This is a genomic window from Pseudoalteromonas sp. J2K-J599, assembly GCF_059295115.2.
Window position 1 is genome coordinate 3,450,422 of record NZ_CM200271.1, and the last position, 23,987, is coordinate 3,474,408.

General features: G+C 40.9%; 17 protein-coding genes, 3 tRNA genes and 2 rRNA genes. 7 read left to right on the top strand and 15 right to left on the bottom strand.

Going from position 1 to position 23,987, the window contains the following annotated elements; translation table 11 throughout:
- Positions 1-131: 131 nt before the first annotated feature.
- Both AC5NT5_RS15590 and AC5NT5_RS15595 read right to left on the bottom strand, forming a co-directional pair.
- Positions 132-1,373, bottom strand: coding sequence for a beta-barrel domain-containing protein (locus AC5NT5_RS15590; protein ID WP_182673035.1), 1,242 nt, complete (start codon positions 1,371-1,373; stop codon positions 132-134).
- A gap of 131 nt (positions 1,374-1,504) precedes the next feature.
- Positions 1,505-2,521 (bottom strand): metalloprotease, encoded by a 1,017-nt coding sequence (locus tag AC5NT5_RS15595; RefSeq protein WP_494513834.1) that lies wholly within the window; start codon positions 2,519-2,521, stop codon positions 1,505-1,507.
- Positions 2,522-2,687: 166 nt separating this feature from the next.
- On the opposite strand from AC5NT5_RS15595, the gene AC5NT5_RS15600 reads away from it, so the two are divergent.
- Complete coding sequence (locus tag AC5NT5_RS15600) at positions 2,688-3,899, top strand: EAL domain-containing response regulator (RefSeq protein ID WP_494513833.1); 1,212 nt, start codon at positions 2,688-2,690, stop codon at positions 3,897-3,899.
- A gap of 32 nt (positions 3,900-3,931) precedes the next feature.
- Here the strand turns inward: AC5NT5_RS15600 and AC5NT5_RS15605 are convergent, their stop codons facing one another.
- On the bottom strand, positions 3,932-5,008 hold the full coding sequence (locus tag AC5NT5_RS15605; RefSeq protein ID WP_002957910.1) for a hemolysin family protein: 1,077 nt from the start codon (positions 5,006-5,008) through the stop codon (positions 3,932-3,934).
- Positions 5,009-5,092: 84 nt separating this feature from the next.
- Here AC5NT5_RS15605 and AC5NT5_RS15610 point away from each other — a divergent pair, with 84 nt between their 5' ends.
- Together AC5NT5_RS15610 and AC5NT5_RS15615 are read left to right on the top strand one after the other, a co-directional pair.
- Positions 5,093-7,588: an alpha/beta hydrolase family protein gene (locus tag AC5NT5_RS15610; RefSeq protein WP_494513832.1), complete on the top strand. Its 2,496-nt coding sequence runs from the start codon at positions 5,093-5,095 to the stop codon at positions 7,586-7,588.
- Positions 7,589-7,804: 216 nt separating this feature from the next.
- Complete coding sequence (locus AC5NT5_RS15615; RefSeq protein WP_002957913.1) at positions 7,805-8,509, top strand: response regulator transcription factor; 705 nt, start codon at positions 7,805-7,807, stop codon at positions 8,507-8,509.
- Here AC5NT5_RS15615 and AC5NT5_RS15620 read toward each other — a convergent pair.
- From AC5NT5_RS15620 to nudE, 7 genes are all read right to left on the bottom strand, one after another.
- Positions 8,506-10,017, bottom strand: coding sequence for a YifB family Mg chelatase-like AAA ATPase (locus AC5NT5_RS15620; protein ID WP_002957914.1), 1,512 nt, complete (start codon positions 10,015-10,017; stop codon positions 8,506-8,508). The two genes, AC5NT5_RS15615 and AC5NT5_RS15620, sit on opposite strands and share 4 nt — an antisense overlap.
- A 34-nt stretch (positions 10,018-10,051) precedes the next feature.
- Positions 10,052-10,666: a trimeric intracellular cation channel family protein gene (locus tag AC5NT5_RS15625; protein WP_182673040.1), complete on the bottom strand. Its 615-nt coding sequence runs from the start codon at positions 10,664-10,666 to the stop codon at positions 10,052-10,054.
- A gap of 237 nt (positions 10,667-10,903) precedes the next feature.
- Positions 10,904-10,980, bottom strand: a tRNA-Met gene (locus tag AC5NT5_RS15630).
- A gap of 62 nt (positions 10,981-11,042) precedes the next feature.
- Positions 11,043-11,119: transfer RNA gene (locus AC5NT5_RS15635), tRNA-Met, on the bottom strand.
- An 80-nt stretch (positions 11,120-11,199) separates the two neighbouring features.
- A tRNA-Met gene (locus tag AC5NT5_RS15640) sits at positions 11,200-11,276 on the bottom strand.
- 136 nt (positions 11,277-11,412) lie between these two features.
- Positions 11,413-12,216, bottom strand: coding sequence for a 3'(2'),5'-bisphosphate nucleotidase CysQ (cysQ, locus tag AC5NT5_RS15645; RefSeq protein ID WP_166376355.1), 804 nt, complete (start codon positions 12,214-12,216; stop codon positions 11,413-11,415).
- Entirely contained in the window at positions 12,209-12,781 is a 573-nt protein-coding gene (gene nudE, locus AC5NT5_RS15650; RefSeq protein WP_154903622.1) for an ADP compounds hydrolase NudE, read from the bottom strand. Before nudE ends, cysQ begins: the two co-directional genes overlap by 8 nt.
- Positions 12,782-12,842: 61 nt before the next feature.
- Between nudE and yrfG the strand changes: the two genes are divergently transcribed.
- Entirely contained in the window at positions 12,843-13,490 is a 648-nt protein-coding gene (gene yrfG, locus AC5NT5_RS15655; RefSeq protein WP_007378908.1) for a GMP/IMP nucleotidase, read from the top strand.
- Between the two features lie 15 nt (positions 13,491-13,505).
- Here the strand turns inward: yrfG and AC5NT5_RS15660 are convergent, their stop codons facing one another.
- The 3 genes from AC5NT5_RS15660 to AC5NT5_RS15670 all read right to left on the bottom strand — a co-directional run bounded on the left by AC5NT5_RS15660 (position 13,506) and on the right by AC5NT5_RS15670 (position 14,919).
- A complete protein-coding gene (locus AC5NT5_RS15660) occupies positions 13,506-14,129 on the bottom strand; it encodes a dUTP diphosphatase (RefSeq protein ID WP_002963012.1) in 624 nt (207 codons plus the stop codon).
- An 80-nt stretch (positions 14,130-14,209) separates the two neighbouring features.
- Positions 14,210-14,578 carry a YacL family protein gene (locus AC5NT5_RS15665; RefSeq protein ID WP_002963010.1) on the bottom strand — a complete coding sequence of 123 codons (369 nt, stop codon included), beginning with the start codon at positions 14,576-14,578 and terminating at the stop codon, positions 14,210-14,212.
- Between the two features lie 116 nt (positions 14,579-14,694).
- Positions 14,695-14,919 carry a hypothetical protein gene (locus tag AC5NT5_RS15670; RefSeq protein ID WP_002963009.1) on the bottom strand — a complete coding sequence of 75 codons (225 nt, stop codon included), beginning with the start codon at positions 14,917-14,919 and terminating at the stop codon, positions 14,695-14,697.
- A gap of 303 nt (positions 14,920-15,222) precedes the next feature.
- Here AC5NT5_RS15670 and uvrD point away from each other — a divergent pair, with 303 nt between their 5' ends.
- The 3 genes from uvrD (at position 15,223) to AC5NT5_RS15685 (ending at position 20,387) form a co-directional block, all read left to right on the top strand.
- Positions 15,223-17,388 carry a DNA helicase II gene (uvrD, locus tag AC5NT5_RS15675; RefSeq protein WP_002963007.1) on the top strand — a complete coding sequence of 722 codons (2,166 nt, stop codon included), beginning with the start codon at positions 15,223-15,225 and terminating at the stop codon, positions 17,386-17,388.
- On the top strand, positions 17,366-19,435 hold the full coding sequence (locus AC5NT5_RS15680) for a tRNA(Met) cytidine acetyltransferase TmcA domain-containing protein (protein WP_494513831.1): 2,070 nt from the start codon (positions 17,366-17,368) through the stop codon (positions 19,433-19,435). Before uvrD ends, AC5NT5_RS15680 begins: the two co-directional genes overlap by 23 nt.
- A 103-nt stretch (positions 19,436-19,538) precedes the next feature.
- Positions 19,539-20,387, top strand: coding sequence for a chemotaxis protein (locus AC5NT5_RS15685; RefSeq protein ID WP_182736890.1), 849 nt, complete (start codon positions 19,539-19,541; stop codon positions 20,385-20,387).
- A gap of 180 nt (positions 20,388-20,567) precedes the next feature.
- Here the strand turns inward: AC5NT5_RS15685 and rrf are convergent.
- Both rrf and AC5NT5_RS15695 read right to left on the bottom strand, forming a co-directional pair.
- Positions 20,568-20,682, bottom strand: a 5S ribosomal RNA gene (rrf, locus tag AC5NT5_RS15690).
- A gap of 205 nt (positions 20,683-20,887) precedes the next feature.
- Positions 20,888-23,777 (bottom strand): 23S ribosomal RNA (locus tag AC5NT5_RS15695).
- Between the last annotated feature and the right edge of the window lie 210 nt (positions 23,778-23,987).

The following is a 23,987-nucleotide window of genomic DNA, read 5'->3' on the forward strand; positions in this document are numbered from 1 at the left end:
GCTACTCGCTAAAGTTTGACTAAAGTCAGCCACGCTATTCTCTGCTTAATATTGCTGATTACAACAAATTAAACAGATGAATTTTTATTTCTTATCGGAATAAATTCCGACCTACATCCCACACCTCGCGATTAACTCACTCGCCCTTTAAGGCTGTACAGTGGCTCAAGTAACCATTCAATCAGTGTGCGCTGCTCTAGCATAATATCTGCTTCAAACAGCATGCCGCTTTTTAGCTCAAATGCTTTACCATAAGCCTGCATTTGCTGCTGGCTGAGTGTCGCTCGCAAACGGTACACTGGCTCTTGCAGGGTAATAGGCAGGCGTATTTCATTTGGAGTAATGAGCGCCTTGTCGATACGGCTAATTTTACTGTTAATAAAACCAAAGCGTTGGTAAGGGAAAGCATCAAAACGCAGGCGCGTATCGTTACCTAGCTGTATAAAGCCTGCTGAACGTGTTGGTAGCAGTAACTCTGCTACTAGCTCTGATCCTTCGGGAATAATATGCAACAGTGGTTTGGCTTGGGTAAGTGTTTCGCCTTCAACCACTTGAATGCCAGTAACAACACCGCTGTTACTGGCTGTTATGGTATATTGATAGTTACTTTTAATTTGTGTGAGCTGGTTTTTAATATCCGCTTGTTGGCGTTTAAGGCTATTTATACGCAACATATATTGTTGTGGTACGTTGGCAATATTAAAACTAAGTTGGCTTAATTGGTTTTCTTGCTGCATCAGCAAGCGTGCTAGGTTTTGTTTTTCTTGCTTAGCATCTAACAGGGCTTGCTGCTGTTGCTCTCGCTCGATGTTTGATAAAAAGCCATTTTTATTAAGTTGATTTAGGTTGCTTTGTTGGCGGTTAAGTAGTGCGAGTTTTTCATCAGCCAGAGCAAGTTGACTTTGTAATGCAACTTGCTCATTAGTAAGTGCATGTTTTTGCGCTTGCAAGTTAAGTGATTCTTGCTTTTGTAGGGTATGGCTTTGTGTTATTTCGTCATTAAGCAACTGTATTTGCATACTTAGCTGCTCAACAAGCTGGGTACTCAAGGCTATGCCTTGGCTGTTATTTTGCTGCACAATAATGGTCGCCAACGGCTGACCTTTAGTAACGGCATCACCCTCTCGTACAAATAGCTGCTCAATCATACCACCTTGACTAGCAAAGCTTTGGATTATCCCTTTATTGGGTATTAAAAACCCCCGTACTGTTTCCTTGCGGGAATATTCTGCTGTAAATAAGAAGCTTATAACTACAATCGCAATACATACCAAAACAAATACGGTAAGCTTTATTGATAATGGTTGTGCTAGCGTAATCACGCCAGTTAAACGCTCACTTTGCTGAGCGACAGCTTCCTTTCTAAATAACATCCAGTTGATTCGCTAAGATTGTTCTAATTTATATTACACTAGAATTCAATTAACAATAAATCAACATAGAAAGTTAAAAAACAAAATATTAATGCAAAAAACTAACTTATGTTGTTGGAAAAATAAAAATACTAGCTCGATAAAATAGTCATCGGCAGGCTCAATATTGGATTTTCTGAATCGGCAAAGTGCATCATTACAGCTACATGCCCAGCTACTACAATTGCATACATAACTGCTGAAAAACCTTGGCCATATTTATCTAGTGGCATTAAATGCGAGTAATGTCGGCCTCGCCATTCAAATACAATTTCCAGCGAACCTACAAACAAAAAGAATACCAGTAACATTAAGCCAAATGTGTAGCTCAGCCATAAACCAAACAGTACACCGAGTAAACATACACTTAGGCCAATCCATGAACGCATTGAAAAGCTAATACTTTTTAATACATGCCCGCCATCAAGCGGCAAAATTGGTAATAAGTTAAATAAATTTAATAACGCACTAAGAACCGCCACACCTGCAAATATTTCCATCTCGGTGGCGTAATATAAAACGACACCCAACACCGAGGTAATTAAACCAAATGCAGGCCCCATTAATGATATAACGACATCTTGCCAACGAGTCGTTATTTTATCGTCACTTACAGCAAGCCCACCAACAAACGGGATTAAGTAAATACCTTTGGTTTTTATGCCAAAGTATTTCATTGCTCGCACATGGCCGTATTCGTGTACCACTAAGCAACCAATTAGCATTAGTGCAAATTCAATACTAAATAACCACGCATAGCCTGCAACAGAAGCCCCTGCAAGCACTACTTTAATTACCTTAGCGCTTTTAAAAAGCTTAAAACCTAATGCAGCTAGCCCTAAAAAGCCTTTTTTAGGTGAGCCATTTGTAGGTGCTGGTAGCGCTAGTTGTGTTGCAAATTGATCATCTACAAAAAGCGAAATGCTTTGCTCTTCGACTGCCCCTGTATCGATGCCTATTTTTTTGCTGTCGTAAGTAAACTGATAGTAGTTTTCACGAGGGTTATCAAAGGTAATGGCTTGTTGCGCATGAAATACCTGCACAATTTTTTGCCCAGACACCATAAGCGAAAATGGTTGCTCGGCTAAAGTAAGATCTATTCTTATCATAATTAAGACCGTTTAAAACAATGGCGCTAGTATACCTCATCAGCTTAAAAACACGAGGGAAGGTGCTAGGTAACTATTTTCAAAATAAAAGCATTTGATACTGACAAAATAAAAAAACACTACTACTTTTATAGTAACTCCAAGCGATACATTGAAAGGGATAACAGTGAAGAAGATAGTGCCTAATATTTTAGTTGTTGACGATTCAAAAGCAATTTTGATCGTTATGGAAGCTATACTTAACGAATTGGGTATATCCAACACTATAACTACGTGCCTAAATGCAAAAGAAGCGCTTGAAAAAGTTAAAAAGGATATCAACTACTTTGATGCTATTTTTACTGATCTCAATATGCCCGAAATGGACGGCATGGAATTAATCCGCCACTTAGGAGAGCTACATTATCAAGGCGGTATAATAATTGTTTCTGAAATGGACCATAAAGTTATTAGCTTAGCTGCCAATCTCGCGAAACAACATAACGCTCACCTCATAGGTAATATTCCAAAGCCAGTTCAACTGTCTCAGGTTAGTAGGTTACTTATTAAAGTGGCGCAATTAAACAGCCACACTTTATTAAAAGAGCCAGCCATTTCAAAAGATGAGCTTATTGATGCATTAAAAAACGATGAAATAACGCCTTTTTACCAACCAAAAATAAACGCTGATAACAATAAAATTGAAAGCGTTGAAGTGTTAGCGCGTATTTTATCAAGTAAAGACGACAATATTATTTTACCTTGCCGTTTTATAAATACTGCCGAACAACACAACTTAATTAATCAAATTACATTTTCTCTTTTTGAAAAGGCCACCAGCGAATTCAAAAATATGACAGCACAACTAGGTCATGATTTTAAAATGGCCTTTAACTTATCGCCAACCCAGCTCGATGACCTAAACTGCCCTAATAAATTACTACTTATTTTAGAATTAAACCAACTCACGCCTAGTAATATAATTATAGAAATAACAGAACAACATGCACTCTCAAGCCTCATGCAATTAGAAACACTAAATAGATTAAGAATGCATGGCTTTGGTATATCGCTAGACGACTTTGGTGTTGGCTTTACTAATATGAACCAGCTTCGAAACCTTCCTTTTACTGAAATTAAAATAGACCGTTCACTCATTAGCCATATAGAAACAGATTTATTTTCTCAAGTGGTTGTAAGTTCGTTATTTAATATTACGAGTAAAGATAATTTAGATTTAGTGGCAGAGGGTGTTGAACGCCCAGAGGAGCTCGATTATTTAAGGCACTATAGAAGAAACCTAGCCATACAAGGTTTTTTATTTAGTCGCCCTAAACCACAAGACGAATTTATATCTTGGGCTAAAGATTGGCTAAAAACTGATGGCAGCCCCGCTTAAAGCGATACTAATATTTACTCGGGGCCTGTTAGCTAATTATCACCCCGAGTGTGTTTATCTTCTTCACTAACTATATGTGCACTACTTGCTAAGCGTTTGTGCCAACGCTGCCTTGCTACTGCGCGCATATTAGTAGATTGGTCACGCTCATCTACAATCTCCAGTCCCATTAAAGCTTCAATCATATCCTCTAACGTTACAATTCCCTGCACGTCACCATACTCATCAACAACTAAGCATATATGTGTGCGCTTTGTTAAAAGTGTTTGCAGTAACGACGATACATTCTGAGAAGTTGGTACCGTATAAATAGGCTTAATCAATTTGCTAATTTTGTAATCGGTGCCTAAGCGGTGAAATGCCAGCATAATATCGTTTTTATGCACAAACCCAACGATATCATCGGCATCTTTATCAAATACCAACACTCTAGAAAACGATGACGATCCATGTTCATTTAAATACTGATTAACTGTTAAATCTTTATGGATTTTGAAAATAACAGTTCGCGGCGTCATTAAGTCGCATAATTTTGCATGCTTAAAATGCAACAAATTACGGATAATATCAGATTCATCTTGATGTAATGCTCCCGACTCCGTGCCTATATCTGCCATTGCCTCTATCTCTTGACGAATATAGTAGGCCTCATCGTGCTTTGGACCCATTAAATTTGTTAGCTTTTGAGCAAACCATACAAAAGGCTTTAGCGATATAACTAAAAACCGCAAAGCGTAGGTAACACTTGGGGTTAAAGCTCGCCAGTAATTAGCCCCCAAGGTTTTAGGTATAATTTCAGAAAGAATTAATACGAGAAATGTCATAATGGCTGATGCAATACCTACAGCCGCATCGGAAAAAACGACAGCCGCTTGTGCGCCAACTCCCGCTGCACCTGCAGTATGGGCAACTGTATTTAAAGTTAAAATAGCAGCTAAAGGCTGATCTATATTGTTTTTAAGCTTTTCGAGCTGTTTAGCAAGCTCAGGGTGTTTTTTTCTAAGTGATGCAACATAGCTGGGCGAAATACTTAATAACACAGCCTCCATCACAGAACATAAAAACGAAATAACAATCGCCACTACCATATAAACTATCAGTAAAGTCACTTTCTCTCCTCTATATTGGATATGTGAGCATGGTAACAATACATGCTATATTTGGCCAAACTTCCAATAATAATAGGCATAATAATGAAATTTAGCGCACCATGGTGTCATCAAAATAAGCTATTTAAGTACGCAGCAGCTCTTTTAACACTTAGCAGCTTAAGCTTTGCTGCAATAGCTGCACCACTGGATAAATCAAAAATTCAGTTTATCGGCCCACTTGCCGAAGATATGCAGTTAAAGCCTTTTCAGACACCTCATGGCAGTGCGATTATTAACAACCTATTGCCACAACTACAAGTAGACACAGATAGTTTTTCTGTATTTGGGAAAAAACAAAACTGGCAACCGTTTAATAAAATCAATGCGCTCACTTTAGGTGGGTTACAGGCACTAAAATTTAATATTGAAACAACCCGCTTTACGCAAGGTACGCTTACCTTAAAAGGGATTGAGCAAGGTCAGTTATTTATTAATGGCGAACTACAAACAGGCGATAAAAATAGCTATAAGCTAGCTTTAAATAATAGTACTCACACTGTTTTAATAGTAGCCCAGCAAGTAGCTAATTGGCACGATGTAACGCTTGATTTTGCACCTAAAAGCGAGGTTGATAAAATTACGCTTAGCACTTCACACATAAAACGTTTATCTGCAAAACAACTGTTTGATGCTCCTATAATTAGCCAATTATCACTCGCACCTAATGCCAAGCAGTACGTTACTACCACTCGCACTTATAGTGATAAAACACAAAATCAAGCAAATACAGTTACTGTACTTAAAGATTCAGACAATCAAACGCTTTATCGCTTTGAAGCAGGCCAACCAAGTAACATTATTTGGAGTCCAGATAACCAATATTTAGTGTATTTGTTAAATGGTGAGCTTAAACAACTTAACCGTAAAAACTTCTCAATAAAAACATTAGCAAACGATTTAGAAGGAGCTAATGGCTTTACCTTTTATAACGACACCAGTCTTTTGTTTAGCTGGTCTAAATCACCTGAGAGCACTAACAGCTTAACCAAGCACTATAAAGGTCTGCAAGATCGGTGGTCGTATGCACGTTCCATCAGCCAAATTTATATGCTTGATACTAAAAGTGGTTTAACAAAAGCACTTAGCCAAGGTCCTCTTTCTTACAACCTTGAAGATTCAAATAGTAACCGTGGCAAAGTATTAATGAGCCGCCCTGTAATGGCAATGCAGGCATCAACTCACCCAGAAACAGAGTTAGTTGAACTCGATTTAAAATCAAACAAGCTTTCATCGCTTGGTAAATTCAAAACGTTTAATTTAGCCAAATACGCAAATAAAGATATTTATGTAGTTGCAGGCCCGGACTTTAAAAATGGCGCAGGCAGAGCACTACCAAAAGCAATGCTTGCTAATAACTACGACGGGCAACTTTACCTACTTACTGAAAGCGGTAAAAACGTAAAAGCACTCAGTAAACAATTCGACCCCGCTATTGCCCAACTGCACGTTTTAGAAAACGGCGATGCGCTCATTAAAGTAACAGAGCAAGACACTCAACCACTTTACCTATTTGATTTGAGTAAACAGCGCTTTAAAAAGTTAAATACGGGATTGGATATTGTTGAACAATTTAGTTACTCACACGACCGTAATACCGATATTTTATTAAGTGGCACTAACGCTTTAGCGCCACAACAACTAAAGCGCCTGAACGTAAGTAAAAATAAAACAGATTTAATATGGGATTCAAAACCAAGTAGCTATGCAAATACACGACTCCCTACATTAGAAGAGTTTAATTTTAAAAATAAACATGGGGTTGAGATAACGGGCCGTGTTTACATTCCAAGCAATTTAGATAAAACTAAAAAGCACCCAGCGCTCGTGTATTACTACGGCGGTACTTCACCAGTTACGCGTGGTTTTACAGGTCGTTACCCGTTTAACTTATGGGCAGAAAATGGCTATGTTGTTTATGTAGTGCAACCTACTGGTGCAACAGGGTTTGGACAAAATTTTTCAGCGCAGCATGTTAATGCCTGGGGCGACTACACCGCAGACGATATTATCGAAGGCACGCAAGCCTTTTTAAATAAATACAACTATGTTGATAGTAAAAAAGTAGGTAACTTAGGGGCATCGTACGGTGGCTTCATGACCATGTTATTAGCAACTAAAACCGATATATTTAGTGCTTCAATAGCTCATGCGGGTATTTCTAATATTACCTCGTATTGGGGTGAAGGTTGGTGGGGCTACTTATATTCTGGCGAAGCATCAAAAAATAGCTTCCCGTGGAATAACCCTGAGCTTTACAGCCAACATAGCCCTGTATTTCATGCCAACAAAGTAACAACACCTATGCTACTTCTTCATGGTGATAGCGATACCAATGTACCTTTTGGCGAAAGCTTAACAATGTACACTGCGCTTAAACTGCTTAATAAGGACGTAGAGTTAGTCGAATACAAAGGCGCCGACCATCAAATTTTTGCACGCGATAAACGATTTGATTGGTGGAACACCATGCTCGCATACTTTGATAAAAAGCTAAAAAACGAGCCTCAATGGTGGGACTCAATGTATAAAAATGACTGAGCCTGAACCTTTAAAATAACGACTTAATATAGATTTATTAATAGTAGAATTAATTATTTAGCACCTTTTAATTAGTTTAAAGGTGCTAACCTCATCCTCTAATAACGTCTTATACCCCTTTGAAATATTAAGTTACTTAAAACTAATAAACCCCCTTCTCAGCATTTACCTATTGGTGCTACCATACAGAGCTATAAGCATTCAAAATAAAGTACTATGGCTATTAATGTTTTATTGGTTGAAGACGATGAACTACTCGTTAAACGCATCCAAAATCACTTTGCAGATACCGAGTTTACAATAGAGGTAGACCCAACTGGCGCTGATGCACTTAACATTGTAAGGCAGCGGGTAAACCTGCGCGGTGCTATATCATTAGCCATAATTGACATTGTCTTACCAAAGCGCGACGGGCTTCAGCTCGCAAAAGAATTAAACACACTGACCGATATTGGCGTTATTGTATTATCGAGTCGTGACTCCCAAGCCGATCGTATTGCTGGCCTTGCACAAGGTGCTGATGACTATATTTGTAAGCCCGTCGATTTACTTGAGTTAGAGCTTCGCATGCGCGCGCTCTATAAGCGTGTTGCCGTTAACCTAGAAGACGACGAAAGCGAAGAGTTTATAGAATATGCTGACTTTAAGCTTCATCCTGATAACCGCACATTAATTACTGCTGCGGGCGTTGAGTCACGCTTAACTGAAGCCGAACATAAAGTGCTTATTTGCTTAATTAGTAATGCAGGTAAAGCCACATCCCGTGAAAAAATATCAGAAGAAATAGGCCAGCCCGATTGGAGTCCAAACGATCGTACTGTTGATGTGCTTATTGGTCGTTTACGTAAAAAATTAAATGACGAAAAAGACCAAAAACGCATCGTTACCGTACGCGGTAAAGGCTATATGCTTTCTATTTAATACTTAGTTAATTGCGCAATAAGGCGCTCAAATGCGCGGTAATTAAGTGCTTCTTTAAGCTCATTTAAACTAATGTTTTCAGCGCCTTTTAAATCACTAATTGTACGCGCCACCTTAATTACTCTATGATAAGAGCGTGGCGATAAAGATAACTTCTCGCTTGCTCTAGCTAAAAATTGCAACTCTGCAGGCGCAAGTTCACAGTGCACACTCATTTCTTTATTATTAAGTCTCGCATTAACCTTACCTTGGCGTTTTAGCTGCACATAATAAGCAGCCTCAACTCTTGCTCTAACCTCAGCACTGGTTTCCTCTGGTTTGGTACTTTGTAGCTCAACACTCGTTAAACGAGGTAGTTCTATTTGCAAATCAATACGGTCAATAAAAGGCCCCGACACGCGTGATAAATAACGCATAACTTGGTCAGGAGTTGCCCGCTTATCAGTATGGCTCCCCGTTGGGCTTGGGTTTAATGCTGTAATAAGCTGAAACTGCGCTGGGAACTCCATTTGCCTAGCTGCACGTGAAATAGTTACTGTGCCGGTCTCCATTGGTTCACGCAGTGAATCAAGCACCTTACGCTCAAACTCTGGCAACTCATCTAAGAAGAGCACACCGTTGTGTGCCAGCGAAATTTCACCAGGCTTGGGATTTGAAGAGCCCCCCACCAAAGCAACAGCTGAGCACGTATGATGCGGGTTACGAAATGGTCGCTGTCGCCAATTAGTTAAATCTATAGATTGCCCAATAATAGAGTAAAGCGCAGCAGTCGAAATAGCTTCATCGTCCGACATAGTAGGCATAATTGTAGCCATTCGCTGGGCCAGCATCGATTTACCAGTGCCAGGAGGGCCTAAAAATAATAAATTATGCCCGCCAGCTGCGGCTATTTCTAATACTCGCTTGGCACCAGGCTGACCTTTCACATCGCTTAAATCGAGTAAAAAATCAGGGGCTTGAGTGCAGTCGGGGTACTCTATATTTAATGGCAAGGGTTGTTGATTAAGTAGGTCGCCCCATACTTCTTGAATAGAGCTTACGGCTTTGCGTTTAACGCCATTAACTAAGCTTGCTAGGCTGTCGTTTGCAAGAGGTAAAAAGCAGCAGCGATCTTGCTCTTTAGCAGCAAGTACCGAAGGTAAAATAGCGTTTACACCACGCACCTCACCATTAAGAGCAAGCTCACCATAAAACTCGTACTTATGAATATCAGGACACACTATTTGCCCAGAGGCGACTAAAATACCCACCGCAATAGCCAGATCAAACCGCCCACCATCTTTTGGTAAGTCGGCTGGGGCTAAATTTACGGTTATTCGTTGATCGGGAAAACCAAATTGTGAGTTTTCGAGTGCGCTACGCACCCTGTCTTTCGACTCTTTAACAGACGCTTCGGGCAGACCTACAATATGAAAAGCAGGTAAACCATTTCCTAGGTGAACTTCTACAATAACTTCAGGGGCATTTATGCCCACTTGAGCACGAGAAAATATACGAGCTAACGACATTCCTTATCCTAGTAAATGGTGTGATTACACCAGTTTAGTCAGGATATTTAAAAACGTGTAATGTGATTTGCCATTTTATAGCGGCTAAACGAAGTAATAAGGTCATTAACATGCCTAATACCATCGCCATTTCGGTTGCTAACGAAAAACTAATGCCAAGCGTATATACAGTACCACCCGCTATACAGGTAATAGCGTAAAGCTCACCCTTTAATAGCATAGGGATCTCGCGTGCAAGCACATCTCGAATTAATCCACCAAAGCAGCCTGTAATTACAGCCATAATTACCGCAGTCATATCGGGCATACCAACAAACTGTGCTTTTTGCGCCCCCATTACTGCAAAAAAAGCTAACCCGAACGCATCCGCTGTTTGTAAAATATAATGAGGTATCGGCTTTTGTTTATTTATAAGGCGTGTTGTAACAAATACTGAAGCGAGTATGGCAAAAAAGTAACTTTGATCGTGTAACCAAAATACAGGAACATCTAAAATTAGATCTCGCACTGTACCACCACCAATAGCAGTTACTGTCGCTAAAACTACGACCCCAAAGCCATCCATTTTTTTCTCGTACGCTAGCAATGTGCCCGATACAGCAAACACCGCAATGCCTATTAAATCAAACCAGTGGTAAAGTTCAGTCATATTTGTAACAACCTAAAAATATTTGTGCCGTTTTAACACAAACCAAACAAGGTTTTAAGTAATAACGATTTATTTTAAGAAGTTTATAACATTTTAAATGTGTATCTCAGGGGGCGGGAGCTTGCGCTTATGAGAAGTGAATGCCTCATGCAGTGAAGATGATCTCACCACACTCATCAAATTTTAGACATAAAAAAACACGCTTTAAGCGTGCCGTTTCATTCTTATTTATTTCAGTGGTTGCGGGAGCCGGATTTGAACCGACGACCTTCGGGTTATGAGCCCGACGAGCTACCAGACTGCTCCATCCCGCGCCTGAAATTTGTAGACTTGTTTAAAGTTGCTTACATTACAACTTGGCTTCCAATTAAAGAATTGGTTGCGGGAGCCGGATTTGAACCGACGACCTTCGGGTTATGAGCCCGACGAGCTACCAGACTGCTCCATCCCGCGCCTGTATATTTTAAGTCTATCGACTACTTTATTTTATCTCTTAAGTTAGAGTTTACAGTAACCTCAATCCCTAAGGAAATTGGTTGCGGGAGCCGGATTTGAACCGACGACCTTCGGGTTATGAGCCCGACGAGCTACCAGACTGCTCCATCCCGCGCCTGTAATTTCTTTAAAACATTTTCGTAATATTTACGAGCCTGCCTTGAAGAGAGCGCTACTATATAGGAATAAACATTTAATGCAAGACCTAAACTAATTAAAGTTGTTCAACCGAACAAAAAGCAACCAAATTACTACTCTGCGCTCAATCTTTGATGTGGATTAATCATTTTTTGCCATTCCCAGTCTGGATGTCCCATTACTATAAAGTCAGGGTTCTCAGTACTCTCGCGTTGGTTGTACGTTAGCGGGTTAAATTCTGCGTCGGTAATACAACCACCGGCTTCTTCAACAATAACTTGTGAAGCACCTGTATCCCACTCTCCCGTTGGACCAATTCTTAAAAAACAATCTGCTTTGCCCTCTGCAACAGTACAGGCTTTTAAAGAACACGAACCAATAGCAATCGTTGTAAACTGACTATTTAAATACTGACTCACCGCTTCTATTTTTTGGCGGCGGCTCACTGCAAGCGTCAAGCTCTCTGGCGGCGCTACAGATATTTGCTTATCAATTGAGTTTTCACGTTTAAAGGCACCATTTTTAGCTGTAGCAAAATAAGTCACACCTTTTGCAGGCCAATGAATAACGCCAAGTACAGGATGATTATTTTCAATCAATGCAATGTTTACTGCAAAGTCGCCACTTTCTAAAATAAATTCGCCAGTACCATCCATCGGATCGAGCAACCAATAACGCTGCCAGTCCTGTCTGTCGGCGAGTGCAGGTATAGGTGTTTCTTCCGACATAATTGGGATATCGGGCGCTAAGACTTTTAATCCAGCAACCAGTACGTCATTTGCTGCTAAATCAGCTTTGGTAACAGGCGTATTATCTGATTTCTCTTGTTGGCCAATATCGCCTTTTTTATAAATGGCCATAATTGCATCGCCAGCACGCTCAGCTAATTCAATGCACGGTTCGATTAATTTATTCATCGGCAGCTCCAGACGCTAAATACTTATCTAATAATAGCAAAGCTGCAACACTGCGTGCTTCGGTAAAATCTTCTTGGTCTAATAATGACTGCCACTGAGTTAATGGCCACTTAACAACAACTAGCGGCTCTGGTTCGTCGCCAATAAGGGTTTGTGGGTATAATTGCTTAGCAAATAAAATATGCATAGTGGCATTAAAGTAACTCGGCGCCATTGTTACTGTTCTTAATGGTTTAAAATACTCAGCACCAAAGCCAATTTCTTCTTTAAGTTCTCTGTTAGCAGCTTGCTCTGGCGTTTCGCCCGGATCAATTAAGCCTTTAGGAAAACCTAACTGGTAATTGTTTGTGCCCGCACAGTATTCACGTACAAGTAGTAACTCATTATCTGCACTTAACGGAACAATCATCACTGCTCCCCGGCCACCGCCGCGAATTCGCTCATACTGGCGCTCTTCGTTATTAGAAAACTTTAACTCTAAAGACTCCACAGTAAACAGGCGACTTTTAGCAACAACATTGTTACTGAGGATTTGTGGTGGTGTTGGGTGCTTTTTCTGTGTCATTGGCGTTAATTTGCTATCATGGCAGTTAGTTCAATAATAAACCTTATAAGTTGAAATTCCTATGTTAAATTGGTCAAAAATCGATACCGTTTTGCTCGACATGGATGGAACATTACTCGATTTACATTACGACAGTCATTTTTGGCTTAACGTTATCCCTGCGCAACACGCATTAGCTAGAGGCATTAGCCTAGATGCAGCTAAAGCAGATATTTTAAAACGCTATCAAGCTGTGAGCGGTCAAATACAGTGGTATTGTTTAGATTATTGGGAGCAGCAATTAAGCTTGCCTATAATGGAACTTAAACGAGAGTCTCAGCATTTAATTAAAATGCGCGAAGACGTACCTCATTTTTTAACCGAGCTTAAAAAAGCAGGCAAAGAGTTAATTTTACTTACCAACGCCCACCCTGAGAGTGTCATGCTGAAATTTGAGCATACAGCGATTGATAACTACCTAGATGGTGTAGTGTCTACTCATGAATATGGAGTAAGTAAAGAGCAGCAAAGTTTGTGGCACCAAGTACAAAAAGACTTAGGGTTTAATAAGCAGCGCACTTTGTTTGTAGATGACAGTGTGCCGGTATTAAATGCCGCACGAGAATACGGCATCGAGCACTTACTTGCAGTTGCTAACCCTGATAGCCAACAACCACATAACGAAATAGCCGATTACCTGAGTGTTACCGACTATCGTAAGATTATTTAACTCAGTTTACGTGGGCTAGATTTTTGGGTAACGCGCTTCAAGGCCTTGGTACACTAACTTTGCAAAATCTGCATGTTCTGTATCAAGGCTTTTAACTACTTCAACTAAATGCTCGTTATCTTCTTGCCCGTTCCACTCTTTAATATAGCTACCGTCTTTGTAGCCATGATCTTGGCGGAAAAAGTTTAACGTGTTTTTACCTACGTAGCCGCGATATAAATCATCAATATCCATACCCATTTGCGCCATACAGCCGGCAAAGGCAGCGGCATTAAACGTTTTATCTGCAACGGCGGAAGCCGCTAATATTTCTAGCGTTTGTTTAAAGTCATCCGCTTGTTGAGCATTACTAAGCTCAGCTTCAAGTTGCTTTGCTAAGTCTTCGTAGCTAGTTTTGCCGTCAATTCTAAGCGATAGACCAAAATGAAAAATATCAACCAACTCTAAAATAACTTGTTCAGTATCTGGTGTTTGTTTTTTCCACCATTTCCAACCATGATGATCCAGCATTTCAGCGCACTCAACCCAAATAGCGCGGTACCATTCGAATCCTTGAGTAAACCATTGCTCATGTACTTTAGTGTTCATGGCGTTTTGCATTTCTAGCATAACTACTAGCTTGTTTAAATTGGCAGACATATTCATTCCTGTCGTTTTTGATTAGTGTAATAGTACAGATAAAGGAAGCTTAACGCATCAGCACTATCTTAATATGTAGTTTACTTTGAGCCGCTAAATTCAGCCCATGAATCAATTAAATCAATGAAATCTTCAAAGCCACAACCACTACTTAAACCATTTTCTTCAAGCGCTAAATCGTCATCTTGATACGCTATTAGGTCTTCACTGTCTTGATGAAGCGCATGGGCTTCAAATAGTGCTTCGTCTTTGGTTAATATTAAATCTATTTCTTGGCCTTTTAGCGTTAGCGGCTCATAGCTTGAACTCACCGATGCAATAAGCGCTTGAACCATAGCTACTTTGTCTTTGCCTATTTCTTCGTTTAGCCAGCGACCAATAATAGCGTGTTCACTACTTATTTTAATACGTAGCCCACTAATAGGGTCGCGAATAAATTGATATTCCATAGGATTTGCCTGTAAATCTTTAATTGCGTAATTATATACGTAAACGCCCGCAAACCACAGGACATATAAAGTAAAATAGCGCCACAAGGGCGCTATTTTATTCAACTTTAAAGCAGTTAACTTCGCGATCTATAACGCGCTGCGTCAATAATCGACCATAAGTAAATAATAGGCACTAGTACAAAACCTACAAGCACATAAATTAGTGCGTAACTTATTATAATAGCGAGTGCAAAAAATATAGCCGCTAAAATACGCCCTTGCACTAACTGCCCTAAACCAGGAAAAAATATATTACATAATGCTGCGATTACGTTACCGCCAGAACCTTGATCTGCCATACTAACCTCTGTATTTGTTTGATTTTATAATTATTTACTTACACACTCTATGCCAATTTATTAAAGCTTACAAATCAAATAGTTAAATTGGTCTAGATTTAGAGAGTTAGTAAATTTTGCTAACTTTAGGTCAAATTAGCAATTTTTATTGTGCGTTTACGCTTTTTTGTTTGTTCAAAAAATTATCAAGTTACTCGTTTTTAAGGCTATTTTATAAATAGCTGTTTATAAAAACAGTATTTTATTTAGCCTAACAAAAACACCTGTTATACTGCCCACAATATTGATTAAAAAGGCGTAACGATGGACGTTTCACAATTACTCGATGGCTTAAATGACAAACAACGCGATGCCGTTGCAGCCCCACTACAAAACATGCTGGTATTAGCAGGTGCTGGGTCTGGTAAAACACGAGTGTTAGTTCATCGTATTGCGTGGCTTATGCAAGTTGAGCAAGCATCTGCTTACAGTATTTTTGCCGTAACCTTTACTAATAAAGCGGCTAAAGAAATGCGCAGCCGCGTTGAAGAAACACTAAAAGCCCCTGTAGGTGGTATGTGGATTGGTACGTTCCATGGTTTGTCGCATCGTATTTTACGTGCTCATCACCGTGAAGCTAACTTACCAGAAGCCTTTCAAATTTTAGACTCTGACGATCAACTTCGGATGATCAAGCGCTTATTAAAATCGATGAATATCGATGATAAAAAATGGCCCGCCAAACAATTTGGCTGGTACATCAGCGCTAAAAAAGATGAAGCACTTCGCCCTAAAGATATTCAAGCATACGATATTAACGAGCAAATGATGCTGCGTGTTTACGCCGCCTACCAAGAGGCCTGTGATAGAGCAGGCCTAGTAGATTTTGCCGAAATATTACTACGCAGCTACGAAGTGTTAAAAAATAACCCAACGTTACTGCGTCATTATCAGCAACGCTTTGCACATATGCTCGTAGACGAGTTCCAAGATACAAATACCATTCAATATGCTTGGTTAAAGTTACTTGCAGGCGATACAAGCAGTATCATGATTGTAGGCGACGATGACCAAAGTATTTACGGTTGGCGCGGTGCTAAAATCGAAAATATTAAACGATTTTTAACTGACTTTAGCGCAGAAACCATTCGTCTTGAACAAAACTACCGTTCAACAGCAACTATTTTGAAAGCGTCTAATGCATTAATTCAAAATAACTCAGAGCGTATGGGTAAAAGCTTATGGACCGACGGTAACGATGGCGAGCCAATTTCTATTTATGCGGCATTTAATGAGTTAGACGAAGCACGCTTTGTAAGTAGCAAACTACGAAGCTGGTTAAATGCAGGTAATGCCCTACAAGATGCCGCAATTTTATACCGTAGTAACGCGCAATCTCGTGTACTCGAGGAGGCCATGCTGCAAGAAGGCTTAAAATACCGTATTTATGGGGGTATGCGATTCTTCGAACGACAAGAAATTAAAGATGCGTTGTCGTACTTACGCCTAGTAGGTAATCGTCAAGACGATGCCGCGTTTGAGCGTGTAATTAATACGCCAGCACGCGGTATTGGCGATAAAACATTGAGCCATATACGCGATTGTGCACGAGCAGAATCGTTACCGCTTTGGTATGCCGCAAAAGCAATTGTAGAACAACAGCATTTATCTGGTCGTGCTTCTGGTGCAGTAAGTAAGTTTGTAGAACTCGTTGAACAAATAGAAGATAAAATTAGCGACCTAACTTTGCATGAGCAAGCCAAGTACACAATTCAAACCTCAGGCTTGATGGCAATGTACCAAGCCGAAAAAGGTGAAAAAGGCCGTGCTCGCGTAGAAAACTTAGAAGAGCTAATTAGCGCTTGTGATCAGTATGAGCTGCCTGAAGACGAAGAGTACAGCTCACCTTTACAAGGCTTTTTAGCCCATACGTCACTTGAGTCAGGTGAAGGACAAGCAGAAGAACACGAAGACGCCGTACAAATGATGACGCTTCACTCAGCTAAAGGCTTAGAGTTTCCGCTAGTGTTTATGGTAGGCGTAGAAGAAGGCATGTTCCCTTCTCAGCAAAGCAACGAAGAGTCGGGTCGCTTAGAAGAAGAGCGCCGCCTTTGTTATGTAGGCATGACACGAGCAATGGATAAGTTATACATTAGCCATGCTGAGAGTCGCCGTTTATACGGGCAAGAAAAATACCATAGCCCCTCTCGCTTTTTACGCGAAATCCCTGAAGACTGCGTAGAAGAAATCCGTATTAAAACACAGGTTTCTCGCCCACCTGCCGCTGGGCGTTTTAGCGCATCAGTTAGCCATGCCGCATTTGAAGACAGTGGCTTTAACTTAGGACAACGAGTTTTGCATGCTAAGTTTGGTATTGGTACCGTACTTAATTACGAAGGCAGTGGCGCGCAATCTCGCGTACAAGTTAACTTTGACGACCTTGGTAGTAAATGGTTAGTAACGGCCTATGCACGATTACAAGCGGTATAAAGCACACCTAAATGAGTTAGAGCAACAATTAGCTGGCGCGTATCATCGTCAGCTAGTGTTGATTACGGGCAGCCCAGCTTGGTGTTATGAAATACTTAACTCATTAATAGATAACGACAATACACTTGTTGTATCAAAGCGGTGCGCGATTAAAAATTCGTACTGGCCTACTCGCACTCACCAAATTTTAGGGCAAGAATTTGCTCATGCTGTTTACGATGGTTTTAGTGGTTTGCACCCTGATAAACTTGCAGCACTTGCCGGCACCGTCAAAGCAGGCGGTATACTGTTTTTATTACTGCCTGAACTAGATGATTTGACCTCTTGGCAAGACCCTGCTTTAAGTACAGTGCAATCACACGGTCAGAGCATTGACTACAGCATATTTAATCAACGTTTCGCGAATATTATTAAGCAATTACCCGCTTTTAATTTTAGTGAAAAAAATGGCTGTATTAGTAATAACGCTAGCTATGTAATGCATAATAAAATTGATTATCAACCACAGCAAAACTGCGTTGAACAAATAGTAAAAGTAGCTAATGGCCGTGCCAACAGACCTTTACTCATTAATGCCGATAGAGGCAGAGGTAAGTCGGCTGCACTCGGATTAGCAACAGCAAAATTAACTGATAAAAAAGTCATTATTTGCAGTACCCAGTTTAAAGCGACCCATAGCAGCTTTAAACATTTAGCCAAAGAATTAGGCATACAATATAACGCTGATGATAAACAGCTCGCTAACTTACATTACGTTGCACCTGACGCGTTATTAAATACGCTACCTGAGTGCGATTTATTACTAGTGGATGAAGCTGCCGCAATCCCTGTTCCGTTATTGCTAAAAATGCTAGCTCATTACCCTCGTATAGTCTTTGCAAGCACTCTGGTTGGGTATGAAGGCAATGGTAGGGGTTATACCATTCGCTTTAGTAACTATATTAAAGCACACTATAAAGCCTCTAAAGTTGTAACACTTGATGAGCCACTGCGCTTTGCTAAACACGATCCCCTCGAGAAGCACATTCGCACCTTACTTGCACTCGATGCAGAATATATAGAGTCAAGTAGTGATGAATTAGAGCAGCCAATTCATAGCGAAGTAACTCAGCAATCCCTTGTAAACAATGAGCCTTTACTGCAACAAGTTATTGCCCTACTTGCACTGGCTCACTATCAAAGTAGTGTCAACGACTTACGCCAACTACTAGACGCACCATCGCAAAGACTATTTATTAGCAAAATTAATAATCAATTAGTTGGCGTATGCTTAATCGCCATAGAAGGTGGTTTGAGTGAAGAACTTGCCCTACAGATTATAAGTGGAGAGCGCCGTCCGCAAGGGCATTTAATGGCGCAAGCACTCTCACAACTTAGCTTTAATAATGACTGTTTAACGCAACTGAGCGCTCGCGTTGTACGAATAGCGATTGATCCGAGTTCCCACAATATAGGACTTGGTAAAAAGCTACTTAGTTTTTGCGAATCGCAGGTAAAAAGCCAATGTAGTTGGCTTGGTGCAAGCTTTGGGGCAACAGCGCAGTTACTTAATTTTTGGCAAAATCTAGGGTTTGATACTGTAAAATTAGGTTATCAACGCGATAAAAGCACCGCTGAAAATTCGGCGCTTGTGGTTAAATGCTTAAGTGACAAAAGTACAATTATTCAACCTTTGAAAAAGCAGTTTAAAAACGATTTTTTTTATGGGCTTTTAACACACTTTAAAACACTAGATTGGCAACTCGTGAATATCCTAATTGAAGGATTTAGCGACGAGTTAATAAGCCTAGAGACTCACGAGCGACTAGCGCTGCTCACTAAAAGTAACTTCACTCAATTTAGTATCTCTGCAACTCTTTGGCAGTTACTGAGCCAGTCACCTTCTTGTATATCTCAATTAACAGAGTCGGATAAACAACTTTTAATAAAGTTAGTACTTCAAAATGAAAGTAATGAAAAAGTGATTCAACACTTAGGTTTATTAGGAAAAAAGCAGCTTGAGAATCAATTTAAACGTGCCATAAAAAACCTCACTAGCACCATCTAATAATTTCTAGTTGCCCTATCTCTGTTAAATTTTATCCATCTTTAAGCTATTTATTTAATTTGTTCTATCCTTAAAGCATTAATAGGTAAATTAAGATAAAGGCATGGAATTAATAAACTTTAAAGTGGGCTGCAAAACAATTTCGCTAAAAATACTCGATATTTTATTAACTGAGCGCTTTGACAATAATCTAACAACTTTACCAAACAATAATAAAAGCTTTATTGGTGTTAAAGATTATATGGATATACCAACACCTGTTTTTGATTTAGGTATTATTTTAAATAATATCTCAACTGAACAAAGTAATGCGCATGTACTAAAACAACTAAGAATATGGCAAGACAAACTATTAAACTGGTTTAATACCTTTCAAAGTAACTTATTAAATAGCTCGGCTTCTATTTCAAATAATGACGCAGAACTACAAGATTTTGTTTTGTTTTACAAAGAATTCAACACCGACAATGAAGACTTAAAATTAACAATGTCTCGGCTTGACGAGCCCTTCCAATCATTACTAGAGACAGCAAAAGCAGCTATAGCAGCCCATAATCGAAGTGATCATAAACAAGTATCAGCTCTGCTCGACAAAATTAAGCGTAATAGTCTAATTCAGCTTGAGCGTTTATTTGAATCCGCTAAAGAGCAAATAACCTTAGACTATAAACCTATTATTGTTTTCACCACCAAAGACGGACTAAATCCACATGTTGGTTTATTAGTAGATAAGGTTGAAGATAATATCGACTATAAAAAAGAAGACATAAAGCCACTGGATAAGCTCACTGAGGTTGGTTTTGATCTAGACCCACAAACTAAAAATATGATGCTAGGATTAATCAAGCTCCCCCAAAAGCATAGTGTATTAATTGATCCAAGCGTAATATTTAAACCAGCTCAACTAGAAGAATCTGAAAGTGAAGAAACCCAAGCTTATGGACTATTTTAAATAGCCTTTAAATTTGGTTATTAACTTTAGTACTGGAATAATGAGCTATTCCGCTCAACTTGTACATTTAGATGAATTAGAGAAGAATCGAGTATGTAATGTCCGTTACTCCCCATATTTCACTTTTCTGCAGACGTAAAAAAGCCCGAATCGTTAGATTCGGGCTTTCTACAATTTGAAGCCTGGTAATGTCCTACTTTCACATAGCAAATGCTACACTATCATCGGCGCTGTTTCGTTTCACTACTGAGTTCGGCATGGAGTCAGGTGGGTCCAAAACGCTATTGTCACCAAGCAAATTAGGTGCAAAGAATCAATGACAAGCACGTAGTGCTACCATTTTCTTTGCGCAAGGTGCCTCAATGTTAACGCTACGCGCTAAGAGTCACCTCTTGAATTTGGAAAATATCTGATAATATTTTTTAAGTCTTTCTAAGTAATGTCTACTTTAGTCATATTAACTTCTGTCAAACTGTCGCATAAAACGCGTTTGGCGTTGTATGGTTAAGCCTCACGGGTAATTAGTACAAGTTAGCTTAATGGCTCACACCACTTCCACATCTTGCCTATCAACGTTGTAGTCTTCAACGGCCCTTCAGAGACTTTAAAAGTCTAGTGAGAACTCATCTCGAGGCCTGCTTCGCGCTTAGATGCTTTCAGCGCTTATCAGTTCCGAACGTAGCTACCGGGCAATGCCATTGGCATGACAACCCGAACACCAGCGGTTCGTTCACTCCGGTCCTCTCGTACTAGGAGCAACCCCTCTCAATTCTCAAACGCCCACGGCAGATAGGGACCGAACTGTCTCACGACGTTCTAAACCCAGCTCGCGTACCACTTTAAATGGCGAACAGCCATACCCTTGGGACCGACTTCAGCCCCAGGATGTGATGAGCCGACATCGAGGTGCCAAACACCGCCGTCGATATGAACTCTTGGGCGGTATCAGCCTGTTATCCCCGGAGTACCTTTTATCCGTTGAGCGATGGCCCTTCCATTCAGAACCACCGGATCACTATGACCTACTTTCGTACCTGCTCGACGTGTCTGTCTCGCAGTTAAGCTGGCTTCTACCATTACACTAACCGTACGATGTCCGACCGTACTTAGCCAACCTTCGTGCTCCTCCGTTACTCTTTAGGAGGAGACCGCCCCAGTCAAACTACCCACCAGGCACTGTCCGTAACCCCGATTCAGGGGCCAACGTTAGAACATCAAAACTACAAGGGTGGTATTTCAAGGACGACTCCACAACAACTAGCGTCGCTGCTTCAAAGTCTCCCACCTATCCTACACATGTAGGTTCAATGTTCAGTGCCAAGCTGTAGTAAAGGTTCACGGGGTCTTTCCGTCTAGCCGCGGGTACACAGCATCTTCACTGCGATTTCAATTTCACTGAGTCTCGGGTGGAGACAGCGTGGCCATGGTTACACCATTCGTGCAGGTCGGAACTTACCCGACAAGGAATTTCGCTACCTTAGGACCGTTATAGTTACGGCCGCCGTTTACCGGGGCTTCGATCAAGAGCTTCTCCCTAAGGATAACCCCATCAATTAACCTTCCGGCACCGGGCAGGTGTCACACCGTATACGTCATCTTGCGATTTTGCACAGTGCTGTGTTTTTAATAAACAGTCCCAGCCACCTGGTCACTGCGGCTCCCGTCCGCTTAGAGAGCAAGTCTCATCACAGATAGGAGCGTACCTTCTCCCGAAGTTACGGTACGATTTTGCCTAGTTCCTTCACCCGAGTTCTCTCAAGCGCCTTAGTATTCTCTACCTGACCACCTGTGTCGGTTTGGGGTACGATTCCATATAATCTGAAGCTTAGAGGCTTTTCCTGGAAGTATGGCATCAACAACTTCATCACCGTGGTGACTCGTCTCGTGTCTCAGTCTTAACAGCAACCCGGATTTACCTAAGTCGCCAACCTACTCACTTTCACATGGACTACCAACGCCATGCTTGTTTAGCCTGCTCCGTCCCCCCATCGCAATTATATCGAGTACAGAAATATTAATCTGTTTCCCATCGACTACGCCTTTCGGCCTCGCCTTAGGGGTCGACTTACCCTACCCTGATTAACATGGGATAGGAACCCTTGGTCTTCCGGCGTGGGAGTTTTTCACTCCCATTATCGTTACTCATGTCAGCATTCGCACTTCTGATACGTCCAGCATACCTCCCGGTACACCTTCAACCGCTTACAGAACGCTCCCCTACCACTCAGAATAAATTCTGAATCCGCAGCTTCGGTGCATAGTTTAGCCCCGTTACATCTTCCGCGCAGACCGACTCGACCAGTGAGCTATTACGCTTTCTTTAAAGGATGGCTGCTTCTAAGCCAACCTCCTGGCTGTCTGGGCCTTTCCACATCGTTTCCCACTTAACTATGACTTTGGGACCTTAGCTGGCGGTCTGGGTTGTTTCCCTCTTCACGACGGACGTTAGCACCCGCCGTGTGTCTCCCGGATATTACTTTACGGTATTCGGAGTTTGCAAAGGGTTGGTAAGTCGGGATGACCCCCTAGCCTTAACAGTGCTCTACCCCCGTAAGTATTCGTCCGAGGCTCTACCTAAATAGATTTCGGGGAGAACCAGCTATCTCCCGGTTTGATTAGCCTTTCACTCCTAGCCACAGGTCATCCCCTAACTTTTCAACGTTAGTGGGTTCGGTCCTCCAGTTGATGTTACTCAACCTTCAACCTGCCCATGGCTAGATCACCGGGTTTCGGGTCTATACCTTGCAACTAGTCGCCCAGTTAAGACTCGGTTTCCCTACGGCTACCCTATTCGGTTAACCTCGCTACAAAATATAAGTCGCTGACCCATTATACAAAAGGTACGCAGTCACCCAACAAGTGGGCTCCTACTGCTTGTACGTACACGGTTTCAGGTTCTATTTCACTCCCCTCACAGGGGTTCTTTTCGCCTTTCCCTCACGGTACTGGTTCACTATCGGTCAGTTGGGAGTATTTAGCCTTAGATGATGGTCCACCTATATTCAGTCAAAGTTTCACGTGCTCCGACCTACTCGATTTCACTTAAAATGTCTTTTCATGTACGGGACTATCACCCTGTATCGTGGCACTTTCCAGAGCCTTCCATTAACACATAATAAGCTTAAGGGCTGTTCCGATTTCGCTCGCCGCTACTTTCGGAATCTCGGTTGATTTCTTTTCCTACGGGTACTTAGATGTTTCAGTTCTCCGCGTTCGCCTCGTTAACCTATGTATTCAGTTAACGATACCTGCAAGCAGGTGGGTTTCCCCATTCGGAAATCCTAGTCTCAAGCGCTTTTTACTAGCTTGACTAGGCTTATCGCAAGTTAATACGTCCTTCATCGCCTCCAACTGCCAAGGCATCCACCGTGTACGCTTAGTCACTTAACCATACAACCCAAACGGGTCTTTGTTTTGTGACAGTTTAACTTCGCCAGAAGTTAATATTGAATACTAAAGTAGATACCAATCAATCAACGTAAAACGTTAATCAAATGGCACTGAATGGTACTGCTACCATTCTTTTTTACTTTTGAAAACTCTTGATAAATACAATGTATCTATCAGAATTTTATTATCAGCTTTTCCAAATTTTTAAAG

What these genes read in the sequence shown, in the direction of transcription:
- AC5NT5_RS15595 (WP_494513834.1), bottom strand. Translation starts at nt 2,521, where the DNA reads ATGATAAGAATAGATCTTACTTTAGCCGAGCAACCATTTTCGCTTATG.
- AC5NT5_RS15665 (WP_002963010.1), bottom strand. Translation starts at nt 14,578, where the DNA reads ATGGAATATCAATTTATTCGCGACCCTATTAGTGGGCTACGTATTAAA.
- AC5NT5_RS15685 (WP_182736890.1), top strand. Translation starts at nt 19,539, where the DNA reads ATGGAATTAATAAACTTTAAAGTGGGCTGCAAAACAATTTCGCTAAAA.
- nudE (WP_154903622.1), bottom strand. Translation starts at nt 12,781, where the DNA reads ATGACACAGAAAAAGCACCCAACACCACCACAAATCCTCAGTAACAAT.
- AC5NT5_RS15610 (WP_494513832.1), top strand. Translation starts at nt 5,093, where the DNA reads ATGAAATTTAGCGCACCATGGTGTCATCAAAATAAGCTATTTAAGTAC.
- AC5NT5_RS15625 (WP_182673040.1), bottom strand. Translation starts at nt 10,666, where the DNA reads ATGACTGAACTTTACCACTGGTTTGATTTAATAGGCATTGCGGTGTTT.
- cysQ (WP_166376355.1), bottom strand. Translation starts at nt 12,216, where the DNA reads ATGAATAAATTAATCGAACCGTGCATTGAATTAGCTGAGCGTGCTGGC.
- AC5NT5_RS15615 (WP_002957913.1), top strand. Translation starts at nt 7,805, where the DNA reads ATGGCTATTAATGTTTTATTGGTTGAAGACGATGAACTACTCGTTAAA.
- yrfG (WP_007378908.1), top strand. Translation starts at nt 12,843, where the DNA reads ATGTTAAATTGGTCAAAAATCGATACCGTTTTGCTCGACATGGATGGA.
- uvrD (WP_002963007.1), top strand. Translation starts at nt 15,223, where the DNA reads ATGGACGTTTCACAATTACTCGATGGCTTAAATGACAAACAACGCGAT.
- AC5NT5_RS15660 (WP_002963012.1), bottom strand. Translation starts at nt 14,129, where the DNA reads ATGTCTGCCAATTTAAACAAGCTAGTAGTTATGCTAGAAATGCAAAAC.
- AC5NT5_RS15670 (WP_002963009.1), bottom strand. Translation starts at nt 14,919, where the DNA reads ATGGCAGATCAAGGTTCTGGCGGTAACGTAATCGCAGCATTATGTAAT.
- AC5NT5_RS15680 (WP_494513831.1), top strand. Translation starts at nt 17,366, where the DNA reads ATGCACGATTACAAGCGGTATAAAGCACACCTAAATGAGTTAGAGCAA.
- AC5NT5_RS15590 (WP_182673035.1), bottom strand. Translation starts at nt 1,373, where the DNA reads ATGTTATTTAGAAAGGAAGCTGTCGCTCAGCAAAGTGAGCGTTTAACT.
- AC5NT5_RS15620 (WP_002957914.1), bottom strand. Translation starts at nt 10,017, where the DNA reads ATGTCGTTAGCTCGTATATTTTCTCGTGCTCAAGTGGGCATAAATGCC.